This is a genomic window from Nesterenkonia flava (assembly GCF_031432335.1).
Lineage (GTDB): Bacteria > Actinomycetota > Actinomycetes > Actinomycetales > Micrococcaceae > Nesterenkonia > Nesterenkonia flava.
Genome location: NZ_JAVKGT010000008.1, coordinates 15,083 through 33,447 on the forward strand (window position 1 = coordinate 15,083; position 18,365 = coordinate 33,447).

Genomic DNA, 18,365 nt, shown 5'->3' on the forward strand with positions numbered 1-18,365 from the left:
CTGGAAGTCAGTTGGTTTCTTTAAGGCGTGTGTGGACGGCGCGCGGCACGAACTCTCCGACGCTTCCTCCCAGGGCATGAACTTCCTTCACGAGCGTGGAGGACAGGTGCGCATGGCGTCCGTCGGCGGCGAGGAAGACCGTCTCGATGCCGCTGAGATGCCGGTTCATGGTGGCCATGGAGGATTCGTAGGTGAGGTCCTGGGGTCCGCGCAGGCCCTTCACGATGGCGTTGGCCCCGACCTCCTTGCAGAACTCGGTGAGCAGACCCGCCGACAGCGGCCTGACGGTCACTCCTCGCAGGTAGGAGAAGGTCTCCGAAGCCATTTCGATCCGCTGCTCGAGGCTGAACAGCGGTGTCTTGTGCATATTGGCCGACACCGCAACGATGACCTCGTCAAAGAGGTTTGCGGCGCGCGCAATGATTTCGACGTGGCCGTTGTGCAGCGGGTCGAAGGAGCCGGGGCAGACTGCGGACTGCATGGCTCCAACCTACTGCATCGGCTCAGCGCCTAGGCCGTACCGCCGATTCGATGACGTCGCGGAACGTGCTGAAGAGCAGGTCCCTGTCGAAGCGGGTGCGTGCCAGCTCCAGCGCTGCCTCGGAACCGTCGGACGGATTGATCGTGCCCGTGCGCAGACCCTCGACGAGCGCGTTGGCCGCCTGGGCAGGGTCTCGAGAGAGCTGCCAGCCCGCACCGTGTTCGGTGAGGATCTCCGGTAGCCAGCCTGCGTGGTTGAACAGCACCGGCCGCGCGGCGGCCAGGGCGTCAAAGACTTTGTTTAGGGAGTTGATCTCCAGCGCGGGGTTATCCACCAGGGTCGAGACCGCGAAGTCCGCCGCGGGCAGCATCCGCTCGATTTCCGTGCGTGGGATGCTGCCGGGCAGCACCTGCAGCGCGTCCAGCCCGTAGCTGCGCGCCAGCTCACGGCAGCGGTCGGTGTCTGCACCCTCCCCGTAGGCGACCACTCGGAAGCGCTCTCCACGTGCGGCGAGCTCTCCGGCGAGGCTGACCAGCCAGGGCACGTCGTAGGTGACGCCGAAGCTGCCGGCGTAGAAGAGCACCGTCTCATCCTCATCCCAGCCGAGCTCCTCGCGGATCGACTGCCGGTCCTTGCGGCCTGCGGCAAAGTTCTCCACATCGGAGGCGTTGGGAACCACGGTGGTGCGGGCCCCAGGGTGGACGCGCTTGACCCCCGCCTCCATCCCGGGTGAGAGAGCGATGACGTGTGCCGCGGTGCGGTAGGCGAGCTTCTCCAGCTGCTGAGCGGCTGCGATGGCCGCGCGGTTTTTCAGAAACCCCAGTGCCACCGGAGCCTCCGGCCAGAGGTCACGGACTTCGAAGACGAACGGCACACGCCCGAGCCTCGAGGCAATAATGCCCGGCACCGCGGTGGTCAGGGGCGTCGAGGAAGCGAAGACGACGTCGGCCTTGTCCTGGGAGGCATACCAGGAGGCGCGCGCCATGAACGAGATGAAGGAACGCACACGCTGCTGGAAGACCATGGCGTTCTCGTAGGGCACGGCGAGCCGTCGGACGGTCACGCCCTCCAGTTCAAGTGTCCGCTTCTCCCGGCCGCCGCAGATGACCGTCACATCGTGGCCAGCCTTCGCCAGCCGCCGGGCGAACTGCCACGGCCGCTGCCACCCCGATTCCCAGGGGAAGTTGAAGTGCTGGTGGATGTAGACGATACGCACGCACGCCAGTCTAGTAGGCGCTGCCCCGTCACCCGGAACTAGGCCGGTTCCGCGAGCCAGATCCGGGTGCTGCCATAGGTCTTCTCGTGGAAGAGCTCCAGTCCGGAGGGCCAGTGAGGTTCAGGGCTGCGAGCATCGCGTTCGACCACCACGGTTGCCGCCTCATGCAGCTGCGGGACCGAGAGGGCCAGGATCTTGTGCAGCTCCTCGTCGGTGAGCTGGTAGGGCGGATCCAGGAAGAGCAGCTCGATGGGCGCTCCGCTGCGCGCACTGAGGTACTTCAGAGCATCGGCCTTGTGGACCTGGGCGGCCTGTCCGAAGGCCTCGGCGTTCTTGCGCAGGGTCCGGTAGGCCGCCTCCGCCTTGTCCACGGCTTCTAATGCGGCTGCTCCACGGCTGAGCGCCTCAAAGCCGAGCGCTCCGGATCCGGCGAAGAGGTCCACCACCACGGCGTCGGCGAGCGCGTTGTAGCCTTCCAGCCGGGAGAACAGCGACTCTTTGACCCGGTCGCTGGTGGGTCTGGTGGCGACAGTGGGGACGGCCGCTAGTCGGCGTCCTTTGTGGGTGCCGGCGATGATGCGTGCCATCGGTGCTCCTTATCTGCTCAAAGGTCGGGGATCGGGCGCAGCGGCTCACAGGTCAGGACCGGCGCAGGTACCCTTCGTCATCCTCGCTCCAGGCCGCTGCGGCGGCAGACAGTTGCGGCCATCGGCTCCACTCCGGGTCCTCGGCACTGAGCCGGGCGACATGCTCCGCCGCGTCGGTGATCAGTTCCTCGTCGCGAATCACCTGGAGTAGCTTCAGCCGCGTGCTGCGTCCGGCCTGGGCGGAGCCCAGCACGTCCCCTTCCCTGCGACGCTGAAGGTCCAGCCGAGCCAGGGCCATGCCGTCCTGGGTGGCGGCGACCTGCTGGAGCCGCTCCACCGAGGGGTGGTCCTCCGGCTGGCGCGTCACCAGCAGACACTGGTTCTTCTGCGTTTTGCCTCGGCCGATGCGTCCACGCAGCTGGTGAAGGGTGGAGACCCCGAATGAGTCGGCGTCGAGGATAACCATAAGGGTCGCGTTAGGCACGTCCACCCCCACTTCGATCACCGTCGTGGCCAGGAGGACGTCGAGCTCACCGCGTTCGAAGGCGCCCATCACGACTTCCTTCTCCTCCGTGGAGAGCTGACCGTGCAGTACGCCCCGGCGCAGTCCGGCCAGCTCGGGAATCTGTCCGAAGCGCTGGTCCATGTCCGTGACGGAGGCGGTTGCCGTAGAGTCGCTGCTCGGTTCGATGGACGGGCAGACCACATAGGTCTGCCGGCCGGCGGCCGCTTCCTCCGCGATGCGCTCCCAGACTCGGGCGATGTAGCGGGGCCCTCTGGACATGGGCACCACATGGGTGGCGATGGGACTGCGCCCTGCCGGCATGCCCTCGAGCACGGTCATCTCCAGATCACCGAAGACGGTCATCGCCACCGACCGCGGGATGGGTGTTGCCGACATCACCAGGGTGTGCGGGGTCGTCTCGAATCGCTCGCGCAGGGCGTTGCGCTGCTCCACACCAAAGCGGTGCTGCTCGTCGACGACAATCAGACCCAGCTCCGCGAACTGCACGGTCTCCCCCAGGAGCGCATGGGTGCCGACGACGACGTCGGCCTGACCCGAAGCGATCTCCAGGAGCACCTGTCGCCTGGCGGCCGCCGGGAGCGACCCGGTGAACAGCCTCACCCGCAGGGGCGCCTCATCGTCCTGGGCCAGCAGACCTGTGCGCGTCTCGTCCGCCAGGGGACCCAGCGCCCGCCGCAGGGAGCGTTCGTGCTGGGCAGCAAGCACCTCCGTGGGCGCTATGAGGACGGCCTGACCACCGTTGTCCACAACCTGCAGCATGGCCCGCAGCGCCACGAGAGTCTTGCCGGATCCGACCTCACCCTGCAGCAGCCGGTTCATCGGTGCTGTGCTGTTGAGCGCTTGCGAGAGGACCTCCCCGGCGAGGCTCTGTCCCTCAGTCAGCTGGTACGGCAGCTGCTCGTCGAAGGCACTGACCCGTCCGTGCGGGCGCCGCGGATAGGCGCGGGCATGCCGCTGGGCGACCTGTTTGCGCTGCTGCGCCAGCGTCGCCTGCAGCAGGAAGGCCTCGGTGAAGCGCAGGCGACGGAATCCCACCTCAGGATCGTCGGGGTGCCCGGGGCGATGGATGAGCCGGTACGCGGTGAGCAGATCGACCATGTTCTCAGCGTTCAGCACGTCCTGCGGCACGGGATCCGGCCAGGTGCTCGGCTCTGCGGGCCTGGGCAGCAGGTAATCAAGTACTACGTCGATACAGGCGGCGATGTCCCAGCTGGAGAGTTTAGCCCGTCCCGGGTAGAGCGGAATGGGGCCCTGACGTTCGGCCAGGAGGCTGGAGATGCTGTCCGAGGGTGCCACCGTGCCGTCAGCCGTGGCCAGGACCGAGAAGATGGGGTTGTTGAGCGTGAAGCTGCTGCGATAGGTGGTCACCTTGCCGTGGAACATGGCTCGGACGCCGGTGTGTAGCTTACTGCGCGCCTCGTAGCCCATGAAGAAGGCAAGGGACAGACGCTCGTCGAAGAGATCTTTGACGGTGACTTCGACGATGAAGCCGCGCCGGCTCTGCATGCGGCGTTCGCTGGTGCTGACCACCTCGGCGATGAAGGTCACGTGCTCGCCCTCGACCAGCTCCTCGAAGCTGGAGAGCTGGCCGGCGTTGACGTAACGGCGGGGATAGTGGTCCAGCAGCTCTGCCACGGTGCGGATATCCAGCTGTTCGGCGAGGGTGGCGGCAGTCTTGCCTCCCAGCATTCTGTCCAGCGGTGTGTCAGGGGTCGGCTCAGGCATCACGAAGACCTTTCACCATGGCCGGTCTCACTCCCGCGGCTGCCCGCCCCCGGAGAGCGGGGTGACGGTGCTCGATTCGACGGTCCCGGCCGATTCGATGGCGGCCAGGGCCGCGTGCTCATCCTCGGCGTGAAGGTGAATGCGCCAGCGATACTCCGCGTCGATCTCCTCAGTGACTGCCTGCGGTGCGGACCGTACCGGATGCGCGGGTTCGGTGCCGTCGTCGGAGCCGGCCTGCGCATCCGCGGTGACCGGTTCGATGGGGGTGATGATCACCGACTCCCCCAGCTCATCGAGCTGGTGCCGCAGGGATGCGGCCTCCAGGGGACTCAGTCGCACCGTGGACATGATCTCCACTGCGGAGCTTGCCGAGGGCGGGGCGGGCCGGGTCTCATCAGCCGGTTCGGACGCTTGCCACCCGGCTAGCTCTGAGAGCATGTCCCGCTCGAGCGCGTTATGGTCGAGTTCCTGACCGCGCACTGTTGCGGCCAGCGCCAGGACTACCAGCAGCAGTCCGAGCCCGCCGGAATCCACCACCCGCGCCTGGGCTAAGGGGCCAAGCTGGTGCTCGGTGGCGGCCAGGGCCTCCCGTGCCGCGTGGATGAGCGGGTCCATAGCGGCTTCCAGGGCGGCTCGGGATTCAGGTTCGGCCGCATGGCGGGCCTGCTCAGCGGCCTCATCGCGCAGGGCGTCCAGAACGGAGAGCATCGTACCGTTGACAGGATTCGACAGCGCCGACCAGGCCCGCAGGCTGGCACGCTCCAAAGCTCGGGAAAGCCCGGCGATCGTCAGCCGCTCCGTGCCGTGGAGGGGTTCGGCGAATCCCGAGATCAGCACGGCCAGCAGAGTGCCTGAGTTCCCGCAGGCTCCCGCCATGGCTTTGCTGCCGGCGGTGGCCAGCAGCTCACCCAGGTCCTGTGCGGGAGACGCCTCAACAGCCCCGCGGCAGGCTCGGACGGTCGCCAGCATATTGGCGCCGGTGTCCGAGTCCGCCACGGGGAACACGTTGAGTCGGTTGAGCCGGTGGCTGTGCACCTGCAGCGCCTCTTCGGCGAGGGCGAACCAGCGCTGCACTGCCGCTGCGCCTCTGACCTTGCCCTTCACCGTATGTCCCCTCACCTGTGTGGTCTTGTGTTGACGTGGTGTCCAGGATATCGGGGACTGACCCGGCTCAGCGGCTGAGGTACTCCTCCAGCGTGCCGTCGCGCAGCGCCTGGCGGATCTCCTCCATTGCTGCCTGGTCCTGCACGAAGATCCACTGACCGTCGTCGGACCAGCTGGAGCCGCCGTTGGGCAGGGTGGCGAACTGGATGTTGTCCACGGCGCCGCGGAACTCCCAGAGCAGGCCTGCCGCGGTGGAGGAATCGAGCTCCTCGTCCACGATCAGGTGTGGGGCAAAGGTCGAGACCATATCGTGCACGCGCACCGGGTTGGCAAGGTTGGAGCCGGAGGCTGCCTGCCTGATCACGGCACGGATGAATGCCTGCTGGTTCCGGATTCGCTGGAGGTCTCCCTCCGGGAAGCTCTTGCGGTGCCGGACGAACGCCTCCGCCATGCCCGAGTCCATGTGGATCTCGCCCTGGTTGAAGGTGTAGCCGTACTGGGTGAACTCCGTGGGATACGTGTTGTTCACCGTCACTCCGCCCATGGCGTCCACCAGCGAGGTGAAGCCTTCCAGGTCGATGGCGGCGACGTGATCGACGCGTACGTCGAAGAGCGACTCAACCGTCGCTGTGGTCAGCCACGGACCTTCGGGTGCCAAGGCCAGTCCGGCATTGATTTTGTGCCACCCGTAGCCGCCGGGAATCTCGACCCACAGGTCACGCGGGATGGAGATGACCTGCACGGAGTCCCGATCAGCGGGCAGGTGAACCAGCATCATGGTGTCACTGCGGCCGCCGCCTGGGACCCGCGGGAGGTCCTCGTTCTCACCGGAGCCGCCGCCCTCGTCCGAGCCCAGCAGCAGGATGTTCATGGAGCCGTCCTCCACCGGCGCTGGGCGTTCCTCCTCCGGCGGGAACACCGGGTCGCGGCCATCCTCTGTGGCCGCGAAGGTCTGGACGTTGCCGTCATAGGCGCGTGAGAGGGACCAGAGGTATCCCACCGCCGCAAGCAGGGCCAGAATGACGAACCCGGCGATGACGCCGAGCACGATCCGCGGACCACGGCGTTTTCGGCGGACCGGGGCAGGCGGCTGCGGCGGTGGAGCGCCATCACCGGACTGGTGCCGGGGAGCGTGGTTCGGCGGCGGGGGGTAGTACGGGGGTGCTGTGCTCATACGAGTGATCTCCTGGAACAGTGCGGCCGTGCTGACGTGGGGCTCGTCGAGGAGGCCACGTGGCGCGGCACTGTGGATTCATACAGAATAGGGCACGTGTCTGCGAACCCTGTGCAACTGAGGAGAAAAGACGGCCCGTTGCCGAAGAAAATCGGCCGCCGACGGCGCGCCGTGACCGCATGGACACTGAGCCTGGCGGCGACCGCGGCCCTCACCGGTTGCTCCCCGACGGTGGGGATGGACGCTGCCCCCTACGCCGCCGATCCGGAATGCGCTCAGGTGATGCTGCTGATGCCGGAGGAGGTCGCCGAGCTGGACCGGCGGCCCACGGATGCACAGGCCACTGCGGCCTGGGGCAATCCCGCGCAGGTGCTGGTGCGCTGCGGGGTCGAGCCCCCGGGCCCGACCCCCGAGCACTGCGTGACCGCCGAGGGCATCGACTGGCTGGCCATCGAGCATGAGGACTACTGGCAGCTGGTCAGCTACGGGCGCGAGCCGGCCGTAGAGGTGCTGCTGGATGCTGACGAGGTGCCGTCGTCGTCGGTGATGCTGGCCATGGGACCGACCGTGGCCCACCTGGAGCAGACCCGCGAATGCACCACCGTCGGCCAGGAGATCGAGACCGGCGACGGCGCCTAACACCGCCCGGCGCCCGTTCAGCGACGGGGCTGGTTCAGCGCAGGCCCGCGGGCCGTTCCAGGGCCAGGGTGATCAGCTCGGTAATGAGCTCGGGATAGTCGATGCCGGTGGCCTTCCACATCTGCGGGTACATGCTGATGGGTGTGAACCCGGGCATGGTGTTGATCTCGTTGATGAGGATCTCGCCGTCGGTGGTGTAGAAGAAGTCCACCCGGGAGATGCCTTCTGCATCGAGCGCGTCGAAGGCGATGACCGCCTGGCGGCGAATCTCGTCACTGACCTCTTGCGGCAGGTCCGCGGGGCAGGACAGGTCGGCGGCGCCGGCGTCGGTGTACTTGGCCTCAAAGTCGTAGAACTGGTGCCCCGAGGCGTCGTCGTCGACGGCAACCTCTCCAGTCAGGGAAGCCCGTGCGGGGCCGCCTCCCGGGGTACCCAGTACTCCGCATTCGATCTCGCGCCCGTTGATCCCCTGCTCGATGAGCACCTTGGGGTCGTGCTTGCGGGCGGTTTCGACCGCGTCACGAAGCTGTGCCCAGTCGGTCACGCGCGTAATACCCATGGACGAGCCGGCTCGTGCGGGCTTGACGAAGACCGGCAGGCTCAAAGTCTCCTGCGCCTGGGCCAGTGCCTGTTCACCCTCCAGGTTCCAGCGGCGATCGGTGATGGTCACCCAGGGCGCCACCTTGAGCCCGGCAGCGGCGAAGGCGATCTTCATGAAGTGCTTGTCCATACCGACCGCAGAGGTGAGGACGCCGGCGCCCACGTAGGGCAGGCCCGAGAGCTCCAGCAGCCCCTGCAGGGTTCCGTCCTCGCCGAAGGGACCGTGCAGCAGCGGCAGCACCACGTCGACCTGGCCCAGGGAGGTGGTGCTGCCGTCGGGATGAACCTCCAGCAGCTCGGCCTGGCGGTCCGCGGCGCCGCCGGGACCGGAATGCAGCTGCAGGCTGGAGTCCGAGGCCTCCACACGGGGCAGCTGGCCTCCGCTGAAGCTGTGGGTGCGCGGGTCCACCACGGGACGGGTCCACTGCCCGGTGGCGGTGATGCCGACCTCGAGCACGTCGAACCGGTCCGTGTCGATGGCGCCGAGCACACCGGCTGCGGTCACGCAGCTGACGGCATGCTCAGAGGAGCGTCCGCCGTAGAGGACCAGAACGCGGGGTTTCTCTGCCATGGGGGATCTCACTTTCCTTCGGCTTGGAGGTCCTCGGACTTTAAGTCCCTGGCCAGCAGCAGCGAGGCGATGTTCTCGGTGGCCAGAGTGCCGTCCAGCACGGCGACGACGGCTTCGCAGATCGGCATCTCTACCTGGTGGGCCCGCGCCAGCTCCAGCACGGCCCCGGCTGATTTCATGCCTTCTGCGGTCTGGGTGAGCTTGGCGGCCACCTGCTCAGGCGTCAACCCCTCCCCCAGCAGGCGCCCGGCGCTGCGGTTGCGGGACAGCGGCGAGGCGCACGTCGCGACGAGGTCGCCGAGGCCCGCCAGCCCGGAGAAGGTCTCCAGACGTGCACCCAGCGCTGAGGCCAGGCGGGTGGTTTCGGCCAGTCCGCGGGTGATGACCGAGGCCTTGGAATTGTCTCCGAGGCTGCGTCCGTCGCAGATGCCTACTGCCAGCGCGATGACGTTCTTGACGATCCCGGCGATCTCCACGCCCACCACGTCGGTGTTGGTGTAGGGGCGGAAGTAGCTGGCGCTGCACAGCGCTGCAATGCGTTCGGCCACTGCCTGATCGGTGCAGGCCACCACGGAGGCGGTGGGCTCGCCCTGGGCGATCTCCATGGCGAGGTTGGGGCCCGAGACCACGGCGATCTGCTCAGCGGGCAGGCCCAGCTCCTGAGCGATCACCTCGGACATGCGCAGGTCAGTGCCCCGTTCCAGTCCCTTGATGAGGGAGACCACGACGACGCCGTCGCTGACTGCGTCCTTCACGCGTACCAGATGCTCGCGCAGGCTCTGGGCCGGCAGGGCCAGCACCAGCACCTCGGCCCCGGTGACCGCGGCGGTGAGATCCTCGGTGGCGGTGATGGTCTCCGGAAGAGCGATGTCACCAAGGTAGGCGGAGTTGGTGTGGCGTTCGTTGATCTCCTGGGCGACCTCGTCTCGACGCGCCCACAGCACGATCTCTGTCGGTTCCGACGAGGCTGCGGCACCATCCCCCAGGACTTTGGCGAAGGTGGTCCCCCAGGAGCCGGCGCCGAGGACGGCGATCCGGTTCATGAGTCGGCCTTACGGCGGGCCTCGAGCTGGCCGCGGGGCACACGCTGGTTCGCCGCGCGGTCCCAGATGTGCTCGGGAGCCTTCTCCCCGCGCAGCTGTGCGACGCCCTCCGTCAGTGCGGTTTCGATCCGCTCGGTGGCCTCCGCCAGCAGGGTGCGTGTCAGCGGCTTGCCCCGGAGATCGGAGAGGTCGATCTCCTCCCCCACCTCCAGGGTGTACTTTTTCCGCGGAAGCAGACGCGGCATCTTGGAGTACTGCGGCAGCCAGTCCTGCAGGCCCCAGTGGGTGATGGGGACCAGCGGCGCCCCGGTGGTCAGGGCCAGACGGGCGGCCCCGGTCTTGGCCCGCATGGGCCACAGTTCAGGATCACGGGTCAGCGTGCCTTCAGGGTAGATGAGGATCGCACCGCCCTGATCGAGCACCTCGCGGGCGATGTCTAGGGACTTCCGCGCCTCGCCGCGGTCGCTGCGTGCCACGGGGATCTGCTTCAGCGTGCGCAGCAGGGATCCCAGCCCGGGCACGCGGAACAGCGAGTCCTTGGCCATGAAGTGGGGCGTGTTGCCGCCGACGTAGACCGCGTGGGCCACGGCCACGGGGTCTACTTCACTGACGTGGTTGGCCACCACGATGTATCCCCCGCGGGGCAGTCTCTGAAGGCCGCGCCACTCCTTGCCCATGAGGACGTTCATCGCCGGACGCACCATGGCGGCGGCAACCCGGAAGGCCGGGGTGGTGCGGCGGGCAGAGGACCCGGAGGTGCCGCGGGGGCTTCGGGGGCTGCTCTTCTGGCTGGTCACAGTCTCCAAGCCTACCGGGGTCAGGCGGCGAGGGCGGCGGAGATATCGATGTCTGCGCCGAGGCCTTCGATCTTGTCGATGAAGTGCTCGTAGCCGCGGTTGATGATCTCGATCCCCGTGACCGTAGAGGTGCCCTGGGCTGCCAGGGCGGCGATGAGGTGGGAGAACCCGCCGCGCAGGTCAGGGACGTTGATATCGGTGCCCTTGAGCTCGCTCGGGCCGGAGATCACTGCCGAGTGCAGGAAGTTGCGCTGGCCGAACCGGCACGGGTTGGATCCCAGGCACTCGCGGTGGAGCTGGATGGAGGCGCCCATGCGCTTCAGGGCTTCGGTGAAGCCGAAGCGGTTCTCGTAGACGGTCTCGTGGACGATCGACACACCGTGGGCCTGGGTCAACGCCACGACCATTGGCTGCTGCCAGTCGGTCATGAAGCCCGGGTGCACGTCGGTCTCCAGCACCAGGGGCTGCAGGGCCTTGCCGCCGTGCCAGAAACGAATGCCCTCGTCGTCGACCTCGAACTCGCCGCCGATCTTGCGGTACGTGTTGAGGAAGGCGGTGAGATCACGCTGGGCGGCGCCGTGGACGTAGATGTCGCCCTCGGTGACCAGCGCCGCCGAGGCCCAGGAGGCGGCCTCGTTGCGGTCAGGGATGGCGCGGTGCTTGAAGCCGGAGAGGCGGTTCACGCCCTCGATGCGGATAGTGCGATCCGTGTAGACGGTGATGATCGCGCCCATCTGCTGCAGGATGGCGATGAGGTCGTGGATCTCAGGCTCGACGGCGGCGTTCTTCAGCTCCGTGATGCCCTCTGCCAGGACTGCCGTCAGCAGGACCTGCTCGGTGGCGCCCACGGAGGGATAGGGCAGTTCAAGCTTGGCGCCCTTGAGGCCCTTGGGGGCGGAGATGTGGATTCCGTTGGGCTGCTTGTCGACGACGGCGCCGAAGTTGCGCAGCACCTCAAGGTGATAGTTGATGGGCCGGTCACCGATGCGGCAGCCGCCCAGGTCGGGGATGAAGGCCTCCCCGTTCTTGTGCATGAGGGGCCCGCAGAAGAGGATCGGGATCCGGGAGTCGCCCGCGTAGGCGTCAATCTGGGAGTGTTCGGCGGAGTAGGTCTCCCGCGGGTCCAGCGTCATGTGGCCCGCCGCGCTGTCGCGGTCGACCTTGACGCCGTGAATGGTCAGCAGATTGTGGACGATCTCGACGTCGCGGATCTCCGGCACGTTGCGCAGCTCGGAGGGTTCACTGCCCAGCAGTGAGGCGACCATCGCCTTGGGCACGAGGTTCTTGGCCCCGCGGACCTTGACTGTGCCTTGCAGCGGTTTCCCGCCCTGGATGGTGAGCAGCTTGGCCATATCCTTCTCAGTGATCCCTTCTGACGCCAAAGGCTAGGTGTGCCAGCGGTGATTGTGGCCATGCCACTGTACCCAACCAAAGCGACGATCCCCGCCGCGCAACCTGAAAATCCGGCAACAATTCGATGACAGTTGCCTGATTGTCCAGGTGAGGGCGCGACGGGATGTGACGAGTCAGACTTTGGCTGGCAGCGTAGTGGGCTTGAAGCCCGGACGTGTCGCTTCGAAGGTCTTGATGGACTCCTCCTGGCGCAGCGTCAGCGAGATGTCGTCGAGTCCCTCCATGAGTCGCCAGCGGGTGTAGTTGTCGATCTCGAAGGTGGTGTCCACGCTGCCGCAGCGGACCGTCCGGTGCTCCAGGTCAACGGTGACCTCGGTCCCGGGCTCCTTCTCCAGCTCCTTCCAGATCAGCTCTACATCGGGCTGGGCCACCTTGGCGGCCAGCAGTCCCTGCTTGGCGGCGTTGCCGTAGAAGATGTCGGCGAACCGGGAGGAGATGACCACGCGGAAGCCGTAGTCCTTCAGGGCCCAGACGGCGTGTTCGCGGGAGGATCCGGTGCCGAAGTCTGAACCGGCCACCAGGACCGAGCCTCGGCTGTAGGGCTCCTGGTTGAGCACGAAGTCGGGGTTCTTCCGCCAGGATGAGAACAGGGCGTCGTCGAACCCTGTCTTGGTGATGCGCTTGAGGTAGACGGCGGGGATGATCTGGTCGGTGTCCACATTGGACTGCTTCAGGGGGACGCCGATACCGGTGTGGGTGGTGATGGGTTCCATAGGGGTTCCTTGCTCTAAATCACGCAGCGGCAGGGGTCAGCACATCAGAGGGCGCCGAGAGGGTGCCCCGGATCGCGGTAGCGGCGGCGACCACCGGAGAGACCAGATGGGTACGGCCGCCCTTGCCCTGGCGTCCTTCGAAGTTGCGGTTGGAAGTGGAGGCGCAGCGCTCCCCCGGTGCCAGCTGGTCAGGGTTCATGCCCAGGCACATTGAGCATCCGGCGAAGCGCCATTCTGCGCCGAAGTCCTTGAAGATCTGGTCAATCCCCTCCGCCTCCGCCTGCAGCCGGACCTTCTGTGAGCCCGGAACCACGATCATCCGCACTTCGGGGTCCTTCTGGCGACCAGCGATGACCTCGGCGGCGGCGCGCAGGTCCTCCATGCGGGAGTTGGTGCAGGAGCCCAGGAAGACGGTGTCCACCCGGATGTCCTTCATGGGGGTTCCCGGCTCGAGATCCATGTACTGCAGCGCGCGTTCGGCGGACTCGCGGTCTACGGGATCGGTGAAGTCGGTGGGGTTGGGCACTGAGTCGTTGAGGCTCACGCCCTGGCCGGGATTGGTGCCCCAGGTGACAAAGGGTTCGAGCGTGTCGGCGTCGAGAATCACCTCGGCGTCGAATACCGCACCGTCGTCGGTGCGCAGCGATCGCCAATACTCCAGGGCCGCATCCCAGTCCTCGCCTTCGGGTGCGTGGGGACGTCCCTTGATGTACTCGAAGGTGGTCTCATCGGGGGCGATCATTCCCGCGCGAGCCCCGGCCTCGATGGACATGTTGCAGATAGTCATCCGCGCCTCCATCGAGAGCTGCTCGATGGCGCTGCCGCGGTATTCCAGGACGTATCCCTGCCCGCCACCGGTGCCGATCTTGGCGATGACCGCCAGGATGATGTCTTTGGAGGTGACTCCCGGCTTGAGGGTGCCGTTGACGGTGATCGCCATGGTCTTAAAGGGCTTCAGCGAGAGCGTCTGGGTGGCCAGCACGTGCTCCACCTCTGAGGTGCCGATGCCCATGGCCAGGGCGCCGAATGCACCGTGGGTGGAAGTGTGGGAGTCACCGCAGACCACAGTCATGCCCGGCTGGGTCAGCCCCAGCTGGGGACCCACGACGTGGACGATGCCCTGGTCGTCGTCACCCAGGGAGTGGATCCGCACGCCGAACTCTTGAGCATTGGCCCGCAGGGTGTCGACCTGCTTGCGGCTGATGGGGTCCGCGATCGGTTTGTTGATCTCGAGGGTGGGGGTGTTGTGGTCCTCGGTGGCGATGGTCAGGTCGGGACGGCGCACCGGCCGGCCAGCCAGCCGCAGACCCTCGAAGGCCTGCGGAGAGGTCACCTCGTGAACCAGGTGCAGATCGATGTAGAGGAGATCCGGGGAGCGCTGTCCGTCCTTGTCCTCTCCACGGACCACCACGTGGTCACGCCACACCTTCTCTGCCAATGTCAGCGGTTTCTCCGCCATGGTTTCTCCTTACGAGGTCCTTCGCGATCACTTCAAGCCGTCACGGCCGGGGTGTGGGACGCTTCGGCGCAGTGAGTAGCCGGGTCTAGCTGCTCTTCTAGAAAAGCACCGTTGCCGGTCCGTCTCTAGAAACGGGGTGTGGGTCTCATTATCTGAGATGCCTGGGTAGAATGTTCGGCATGTCTCCTTCCCGTGACGAACAGCAGGCGGTGTCCCGACCCCAGGCCGGAGCCGGCGCTTCGCCGCGACCGCTGCACTCCCCCTCCGGCATCGGCGTGGTGGACAAGTCCGTGATGATCATGGACGCCCTGGAGGCGGGGCCCGCCACCTTGGCCCAGCTGGTGGAGTGCACCGGCCTGGCCCGGCCTACCGTGCACCGGCTGGCCAGCGCCCTCGTCCACCACCGATTCCTCAGTCGGGACGTGCGCGGTCGCTACGTCATCGGCTCCCGGCTGACCGAGCTGGCCTCGGCCGCTGGCGACGACCAGCTGGTCACTGCCGCCGGACCCATGCTGCTGAAGCTGCGCGATGCCACAGGCGAGTCCTCCCAGCTCTTCCGCCGTCAGGGTGAGGCGCGCGTGTGCGTGGCCTCCGCCGAACGCCCCATCGGTCTGCGCGACTCCATTCCTGTGGGCACCCAACTGTCGATGAAGGCGGGCTCCGCCGCCCAAGTGCTGCTGGCCTGGGAGGATCATGAGCGCCTGGTGGAGGGCCTGCAGGGCGCGCGGTTCACCCCCACCGTGCTCGCCGGCGTACGCCGTCGGGGCTGGGGCGAGTCCCTGGGAGAGCGAGAACCCGGTGTCGCCTCCGTCTCGGCGCCCGTGCGCGGCCCCTCCGGGCGCGTCATCGCAGCCGTCTCAATCTCTGGACCCATCGAGCGGCTCACGCGGCAGCCGGGCCGGAAGTTTGCCGGCGTCGTCGTAGCGGCAGCGCACCAGCTCACCGAGATGGTCCGCAAGAACCCTGACGGCGACCACGGCCTGAAGGACGAACCCGCACGCCGCCCGTGAGCCCCCTGCCCCGCCCCACGCCGGGGCAGACAATCCGCATGAGAAAACCATGAGACGAGCCTGAAGAACTGCGTTCACCCAGAACAGTATGATGAGGCGCGTGACTCTCAATATTTCTGTGATTGGTACCGGTTATCTGGGCGCGACTCATGCTGCGTGTATGGCGGAGCTTGGGTTTGATGTCATTGGTGTGGACGTGGACCCGGAGAAGATTGATTCGCTCTCCCGTGGTGAGTTGCCGTTTCATGAGCCTGGTCTGCCTGAGCTGATTCGCAAGCATGTGGACTCAGGTCGTCTGCGGTTCACCACGGATATGTCTGAGGTCGGGGCCTGGGGTGATGTGCACTTCATCGCGGTGGGCACCCCGCAGGTCAAGGGCGGCACTGGTGCTGATCTGACCTATGTGGATGCTGCCACGACCTCGCTGGTGCGTTCCATTACTAAGTCTGGTGCCTTGATTGTGGGTAAGTCCACGGTGCCGGTGGGTACTGCTGCCCGGCTCTATGACCTGGTCCAGGAGCAGAAGAACCCTGGTGTGGACCTGTCGTTGGCGTGGAACCCGGAGTTCCTGCGGGAGGGCTTTGCGGTGGAGGACACGCTGCGCCCTGACCGTCTGGTGGTCGGCACCCGCAATGAGACTGATGAGGCGCGTCTGCGGGAGGTCTACGCCGAGGCCCTGGACCGGCAGACTCCGTGGGTCTCGACTGATTTTGAGACTGCTGAGCTGGTGAAGGTCGCAGCGAACGCGTTCTTGGCGACCAAGATCAGCTTCATCAATGCTTTTGCTGAGGTGACCGAGACCGTGGGCGGGAACATCACGACCCTGGCGGATGCGATCGGGTTTGATGACCGGATCGGTCGGAAGTTCCTCAATGCTGGTGTGGGCTTCGGTGGTGGGTGTCTGCCCAAGGACATTCGTGCCCTGCAGACCCGTGTGGCGGAGCTGGGTCTGGATCATTCGATGAAGTTCCTTGATGAGATCGATCAGATCAACCTGCGGCGGCGGAAGAAGGCTGTGGCCCGGGCCTTTGAGCTGCTGGATCAGGACATCGTGGGCAAGAAGATCGCGGTGCTAGGGATCACCTTTAAGCCGCTTTCTGATGATGTGCGTGATTCCCCGGGCCTGGATGTGGCGGCCCGGTTGTTCAACGCTGGTGCTGATGTGACTGTCTATGACCCTGAGGGTAATAAGAACGCGGCGAAGCGGTATCCGCGTCTGGGGTATGTGGATTCCCTGGTGGAGGCGGTCAAGGACGCTGAGCTGGTAGTGCTCACCACTGAGTGGAGTGAGTTCAAGGCCCTGAGGCCTGCTGATCTGGAGGGCCTGGTGGCAGCGAAGCGGTTTGTCGATGCCCGCAATGTCCTGCCGGCTGGTGAGTGGGAGGCCGCGGGCTGGACCTTCGCCCAACTCGGACGCAAATTCGAGGGCTGAGCAACCCCCTTAGAGGGAGCTCCATCCCACGTTGCTGACGACGTGTCCTGTGACTACACGGGGCACGCCGTCAGCCTTTTCACGCACTTCACCGATGCGCCGGAACCCTTCGGGAAGGACGACGCCGGCGGGGAAAGTCCCCAACAAGGCATACTCCTCTCCCCCTCCCATCACCCAGGTCAGCGCCTGGTGACGCGCCTGTTCCGGGGGGCGCCCGAGGTAGGCGGCCACCGGCTCAAGCGTGCGCGCTTCCTCCGCCAGAACGTCGTCGTCGAGGTGGATGTCCACGCCGGAGGCTCTGGCTAGGCGCGCGGCGTCCCGCAGCAGACCGTCGGAGATGTCCATGCCGCCGCGGCCTCCGGCAGCGAGTGCCGCGGGTCCGGCCTCCAGAGGAGGCGCGGGGCGGGTCTGAGCTCTCATGCAGACACCGAAAAGCTCCTCGTGATGAGTGAACAGCTCCTGCTGCTGCGGGCTGATGGCGGTGCCGCCCTCCGGCCCGGATGACTCTTCCAGCAGCGCAAGTCCTGCGGCGGCGCGGCCCAGCGGTCCGCAGACGGCGAGCGTGTCGCCCGGTGCGGCAGCATCCCGCCGAAGTCCCGCCGATCCGGCGGCCAGTTCCCCCACGGCGGTGATCGTCACCGAAACGACGTCCCCGCGGCCGAGGTCTCCGCCGGCAATGACGCAGCGCTGCGCTCCCGGCTGCTCACAGGCGCGCACCACGCCCCGGTAAAAGTCGGCCACCCAGGTCAGCGGCATCGTCCGCGGCAGCGTAAGGCTGATGAGCAGTGCTGTGGGCTGTGCACCCATGGCACTGATGTCTGAGAGGTTCTGCGCCGCAGCTTTGGTGCCCACCTCCATCGGATACTCATCAGGCGGTTCGAATGCCCCGGCTGCCAGCTGCTCCGGGCCGCTCCACCAGCACGGCCGGAAGTCCTGGTCCTGACTCATCGTGTCAGTGGTGAGGACCAACTGACTCCCGGGGCGGGGGACCAGCAAGGCGGCGTCGTCGGCGCCTGGTCCCAGCAGCAGGTGAGCGCCGCGTCGAGCGTTGAAAGGAGCAACGATCTCCATCACCTCCGTGAGCACCGCGTCCTCCCCCGCCTGGCCCACCGTGCTTTCTCGATGGTCCACGGTGCTTTCTGACTCCGGGGTTCTGCTGCTCCTCATTTGCCCATGATCTCACTGGTCCCGAGCGTTCGACCTCTCTGCGCTGCCGGCCACTCTCATGCAACGGGGGACGGTCACTGGAGCAGGCAGTGGCGTAGCGCATGAATCCACTGCTCAGGCGACTCGAGATGAGCATCGTGGCCTGCTCCGGGCAGATCGATGCGCGCGGTCTGGGGACGGCGCCGGATCATCTCAGTGCGCTCTTCCTCGGTGAACATGCCGTGCTCCGCGAACATCACCGTGGTCTGGGGCTGCAGCGCCTCTTCGTCTTCTCCACACGGAACCTGCCGCGTCCCGAGGGCGCCGACGTCCGCGTGGTCACCGGCCAGGTGGCCGAAGCATTGCCGCAGCTGAGGGAAGCGGCGGGAGACTCACTGATCTGGGTGGTCGGCGGCGGCGACCTGGCGGGTCAGTTCCTGGACGCCCGCGCCCTGGACGAGCTGGTGCTGACGGTGGCGCCGGCGGCCCTGGGACAGGGGGCGCCCCTTCTACCCCGTCGCGTGGAATCGGACCAGCTCACGCTCGCTGAAGCCGCACAAATCGGTCAGTTCGCGCGCCTGAGGTATCAGATCACCTACCCTCAGTAGCCCTGCCCGGCCCCGAGCGGCCGGAAGGGGTGACCCCGCGCCTGTCAACAAACACAAAAAGGGCCTCTGACCGGAAAACTCCAGGTCAGAGGCCCAATAATGGTGACCCCAGCGGGATTCG

General features: G+C 66.6%; 17 protein-coding genes and 1 tRNA gene (1 of these 18 cut by a window edge). 4 read left to right on the plus strand and 14 right to left on the minus strand.

Features of this window, described 5'->3' with window-relative positions:
• Positions 1–7: 7 nt before the first annotated feature.
• Genes coaD through RH857_RS04265 form a run of 6 tightly spaced genes read right to left on the minus strand, consistent with a single transcriptional unit; the run spans position 8 to position 6,813 of the window.
• Positions 8–481, minus strand: a complete 474-nt coding sequence (gene coaD, locus RH857_RS04240) for a pantetheine-phosphate adenylyltransferase (protein ID WP_310536729.1) — start codon at positions 479–481, stop codon at positions 8–10.
• A 22-nt stretch (positions 482–503) separates the two neighbouring features.
• The gene (locus RH857_RS04245) at positions 504–1,697 is read right to left on the minus strand and encodes a glycosyltransferase family 4 protein (protein ID WP_310536730.1); all 1,194 of its coding nucleotides are present in this window, start codon (positions 1,695–1,697) and stop codon (positions 504–506) included.
• A gap of 38 nt (positions 1,698–1,735) precedes the next feature.
• Entirely contained in the window at positions 1,736–2,284 is a 549-nt protein-coding gene (gene rsmD, locus RH857_RS04250; protein ID WP_310536731.1) for a 16S rRNA (guanine(966)-N(2))-methyltransferase RsmD, read from the minus strand.
• 52 nt (positions 2,285–2,336) lie between these two features.
• Entirely contained in the window at positions 2,337–4,535 is a 2,199-nt protein-coding gene (locus RH857_RS04255) for an ATP-dependent DNA helicase RecG (protein WP_310536732.1), read from the minus strand.
• A 27-nt stretch (positions 4,536–4,562) separates the two neighbouring features.
• Positions 4,563–5,654 carry a DAK2 domain-containing protein gene (locus tag RH857_RS04260; RefSeq protein WP_310536733.1) on the minus strand — a complete coding sequence of 364 codons (1,092 nt, stop codon included), beginning with the start codon at positions 5,652–5,654 and terminating at the stop codon, positions 4,563–4,565.
• 52 nt (positions 5,655–5,706) lie between these two features.
• Positions 5,707–6,813 (minus strand): LCP family protein, encoded by a 1,107-nt coding sequence (locus RH857_RS04265; RefSeq protein WP_310536734.1) that lies wholly within the window; start codon positions 6,811–6,813, stop codon positions 5,707–5,709.
• A gap of 96 nt (positions 6,814–6,909) precedes the next feature.
• Here RH857_RS04265 and RH857_RS04270 point away from each other — a divergent pair, with 96 nt between their 5' ends.
• Positions 6,910–7,452 (plus strand): DUF3515 family protein, encoded by a 543-nt coding sequence (locus tag RH857_RS04270; protein WP_310536735.1) that lies wholly within the window; start codon positions 6,910–6,912, stop codon positions 7,450–7,452.
• Positions 7,453–7,486: 34 nt separating this feature from the next.
• Here the strand turns inward: RH857_RS04270 and RH857_RS04275 are convergent, their stop codons facing one another.
• The 6 genes from RH857_RS04275 to leuC form a co-directional block, all read right to left on the minus strand.
• Positions 7,487–8,623 (minus strand): D-alanine--D-alanine ligase family protein, encoded by a 1,137-nt coding sequence (locus RH857_RS04275; protein WP_310536736.1) that lies wholly within the window; start codon positions 8,621–8,623, stop codon positions 7,487–7,489.
• Positions 8,624–8,631: 8 nt separating this feature from the next.
• A complete protein-coding gene (locus RH857_RS04280) occupies positions 8,632–9,666 on the minus strand; it encodes an NAD(P)H-dependent glycerol-3-phosphate dehydrogenase (protein WP_310536737.1) in 1,035 nt (344 codons plus the stop codon).
• Positions 9,663–10,463 carry a lysophospholipid acyltransferase family protein gene (locus RH857_RS04285; RefSeq protein WP_310536738.1) on the minus strand — a complete coding sequence of 267 codons (801 nt, stop codon included), beginning with the start codon at positions 10,461–10,463 and terminating at the stop codon, positions 9,663–9,665. The genes RH857_RS04280 and RH857_RS04285 overlap by 4 nt, the downstream gene beginning before the upstream one ends.
• A 20-nt stretch (positions 10,464–10,483) precedes the next feature.
• Positions 10,484–11,815 (minus strand): UDP-N-acetylglucosamine 1-carboxyvinyltransferase, encoded by a 1,332-nt coding sequence (gene murA, locus RH857_RS04290; RefSeq protein ID WP_310536739.1) that lies wholly within the window; start codon positions 11,813–11,815, stop codon positions 10,484–10,486.
• Between the two features lie 174 nt (positions 11,816–11,989).
• The gene (gene leuD, locus RH857_RS04295) at positions 11,990–12,589 is read right to left on the minus strand and encodes a 3-isopropylmalate dehydratase small subunit (protein WP_310536740.1); all 600 of its coding nucleotides are present in this window, start codon (positions 12,587–12,589) and stop codon (positions 11,990–11,992) included.
• 19 nt (positions 12,590–12,608) lie between these two features.
• Positions 12,609–14,048, minus strand: coding sequence for a 3-isopropylmalate dehydratase large subunit (gene leuC, locus RH857_RS04300; RefSeq protein WP_310536741.1), 1,440 nt, complete (start codon positions 14,046–14,048; stop codon positions 12,609–12,611).
• A 179-nt stretch (positions 14,049–14,227) separates the two neighbouring features.
• On the opposite strand from leuC, the gene RH857_RS04305 reads away from it, so the two are divergent.
• On the plus strand, positions 14,228–15,058 hold the full coding sequence (locus RH857_RS04305; protein ID WP_374761116.1) for an IclR family transcriptional regulator: 831 nt from the start codon (positions 14,228–14,230) through the stop codon (positions 15,056–15,058).
• Between the two features lie 91 nt (positions 15,059–15,149).
• Positions 15,150–16,490 carry a UDP-glucose dehydrogenase family protein gene (locus RH857_RS04310; protein WP_310536742.1) on the plus strand — a complete coding sequence of 447 codons (1,341 nt, stop codon included), beginning with the start codon at positions 15,150–15,152 and terminating at the stop codon, positions 16,488–16,490.
• Between the two features lie 9 nt (positions 16,491–16,499).
• On the opposite strand, the gene thiL is transcribed toward RH857_RS04310, so the two are convergent.
• Positions 16,500–17,621, minus strand: coding sequence for a thiamine-phosphate kinase (gene thiL / locus RH857_RS04315; protein WP_310536743.1), 1,122 nt, complete (start codon positions 17,619–17,621; stop codon positions 16,500–16,502).
• Positions 17,622–17,758: 137 nt separating this feature from the next.
• Between thiL and RH857_RS04320 the strand changes: the two genes are divergently transcribed.
• On the plus strand, positions 17,759–18,244 hold the full coding sequence (locus tag RH857_RS04320) for a dihydrofolate reductase family protein (protein WP_310536744.1): 486 nt from the start codon (positions 17,759–17,761) through the stop codon (positions 18,242–18,244).
• Between the two features lie 100 nt (positions 18,245–18,344).
• Here the strand turns inward: RH857_RS04320 and RH857_RS04325 are convergent.
• A tRNA-Glu gene (locus tag RH857_RS04325) sits at positions 18,345–18,365 on the minus strand; it runs 155 nt beyond the window's last position.

Coding starts and splice junctions, on each gene's coding strand:
- leuC (WP_310536741.1), bottom strand. CDS start 14,048: ATGGCGGAGAAACCGCTGACATTGGCAGAGAAGGTGTGGCGTGACCAC.
- RH857_RS04275 (WP_310536736.1), bottom strand. CDS start 8,623: ATGGCAGAGAAACCCCGCGTTCTGGTCCTCTACGGCGGACGCTCCTCT.
- RH857_RS04265 (WP_310536734.1), bottom strand. CDS start 6,813: ATGAGCACAGCACCCCCGTACTACCCCCCGCCGCCGAACCACGCTCCC.
- RH857_RS04255 (WP_310536732.1), bottom strand. CDS start 4,535: ATGCCTGAGCCGACCCCTGACACACCGCTGGACAGAATGCTGGGAGGC.
- RH857_RS04320 (WP_310536744.1), top strand. CDS start 17,759: ATGAATCCACTGCTCAGGCGACTCGAGATGAGCATCGTGGCCTGCTCC.
- leuD (WP_310536740.1), bottom strand. CDS start 12,589: ATGGAACCCATCACCACCCACACCGGTATCGGCGTCCCCCTGAAGCAG.
- RH857_RS04310 (WP_310536742.1), top strand. CDS start 15,150: ATGAGGCGCGTGACTCTCAATATTTCTGTGATTGGTACCGGTTATCTG.
- RH857_RS04280 (WP_310536737.1), bottom strand. CDS start 9,666: ATGAACCGGATCGCCGTCCTCGGCGCCGGCTCCTGGGGGACCACCTTC.
- RH857_RS04305 (WP_374761116.1), top strand. CDS start 14,228: ATGTCTCCTTCCCGTGACGAACAGCAGGCGGTGTCCCGACCCCAGGCC.
- rsmD (WP_310536731.1), bottom strand. CDS start 2,284: ATGGCACGCATCATCGCCGGCACCCACAAAGGACGCCGACTAGCGGCC.
- coaD (WP_310536729.1), bottom strand. CDS start 481: ATGCAGTCCGCAGTCTGCCCCGGCTCCTTCGACCCGCTGCACAACGGC.
- murA (WP_310536739.1), bottom strand. CDS start 11,815: ATGGCCAAGCTGCTCACCATCCAGGGCGGGAAACCGCTGCAAGGCACA.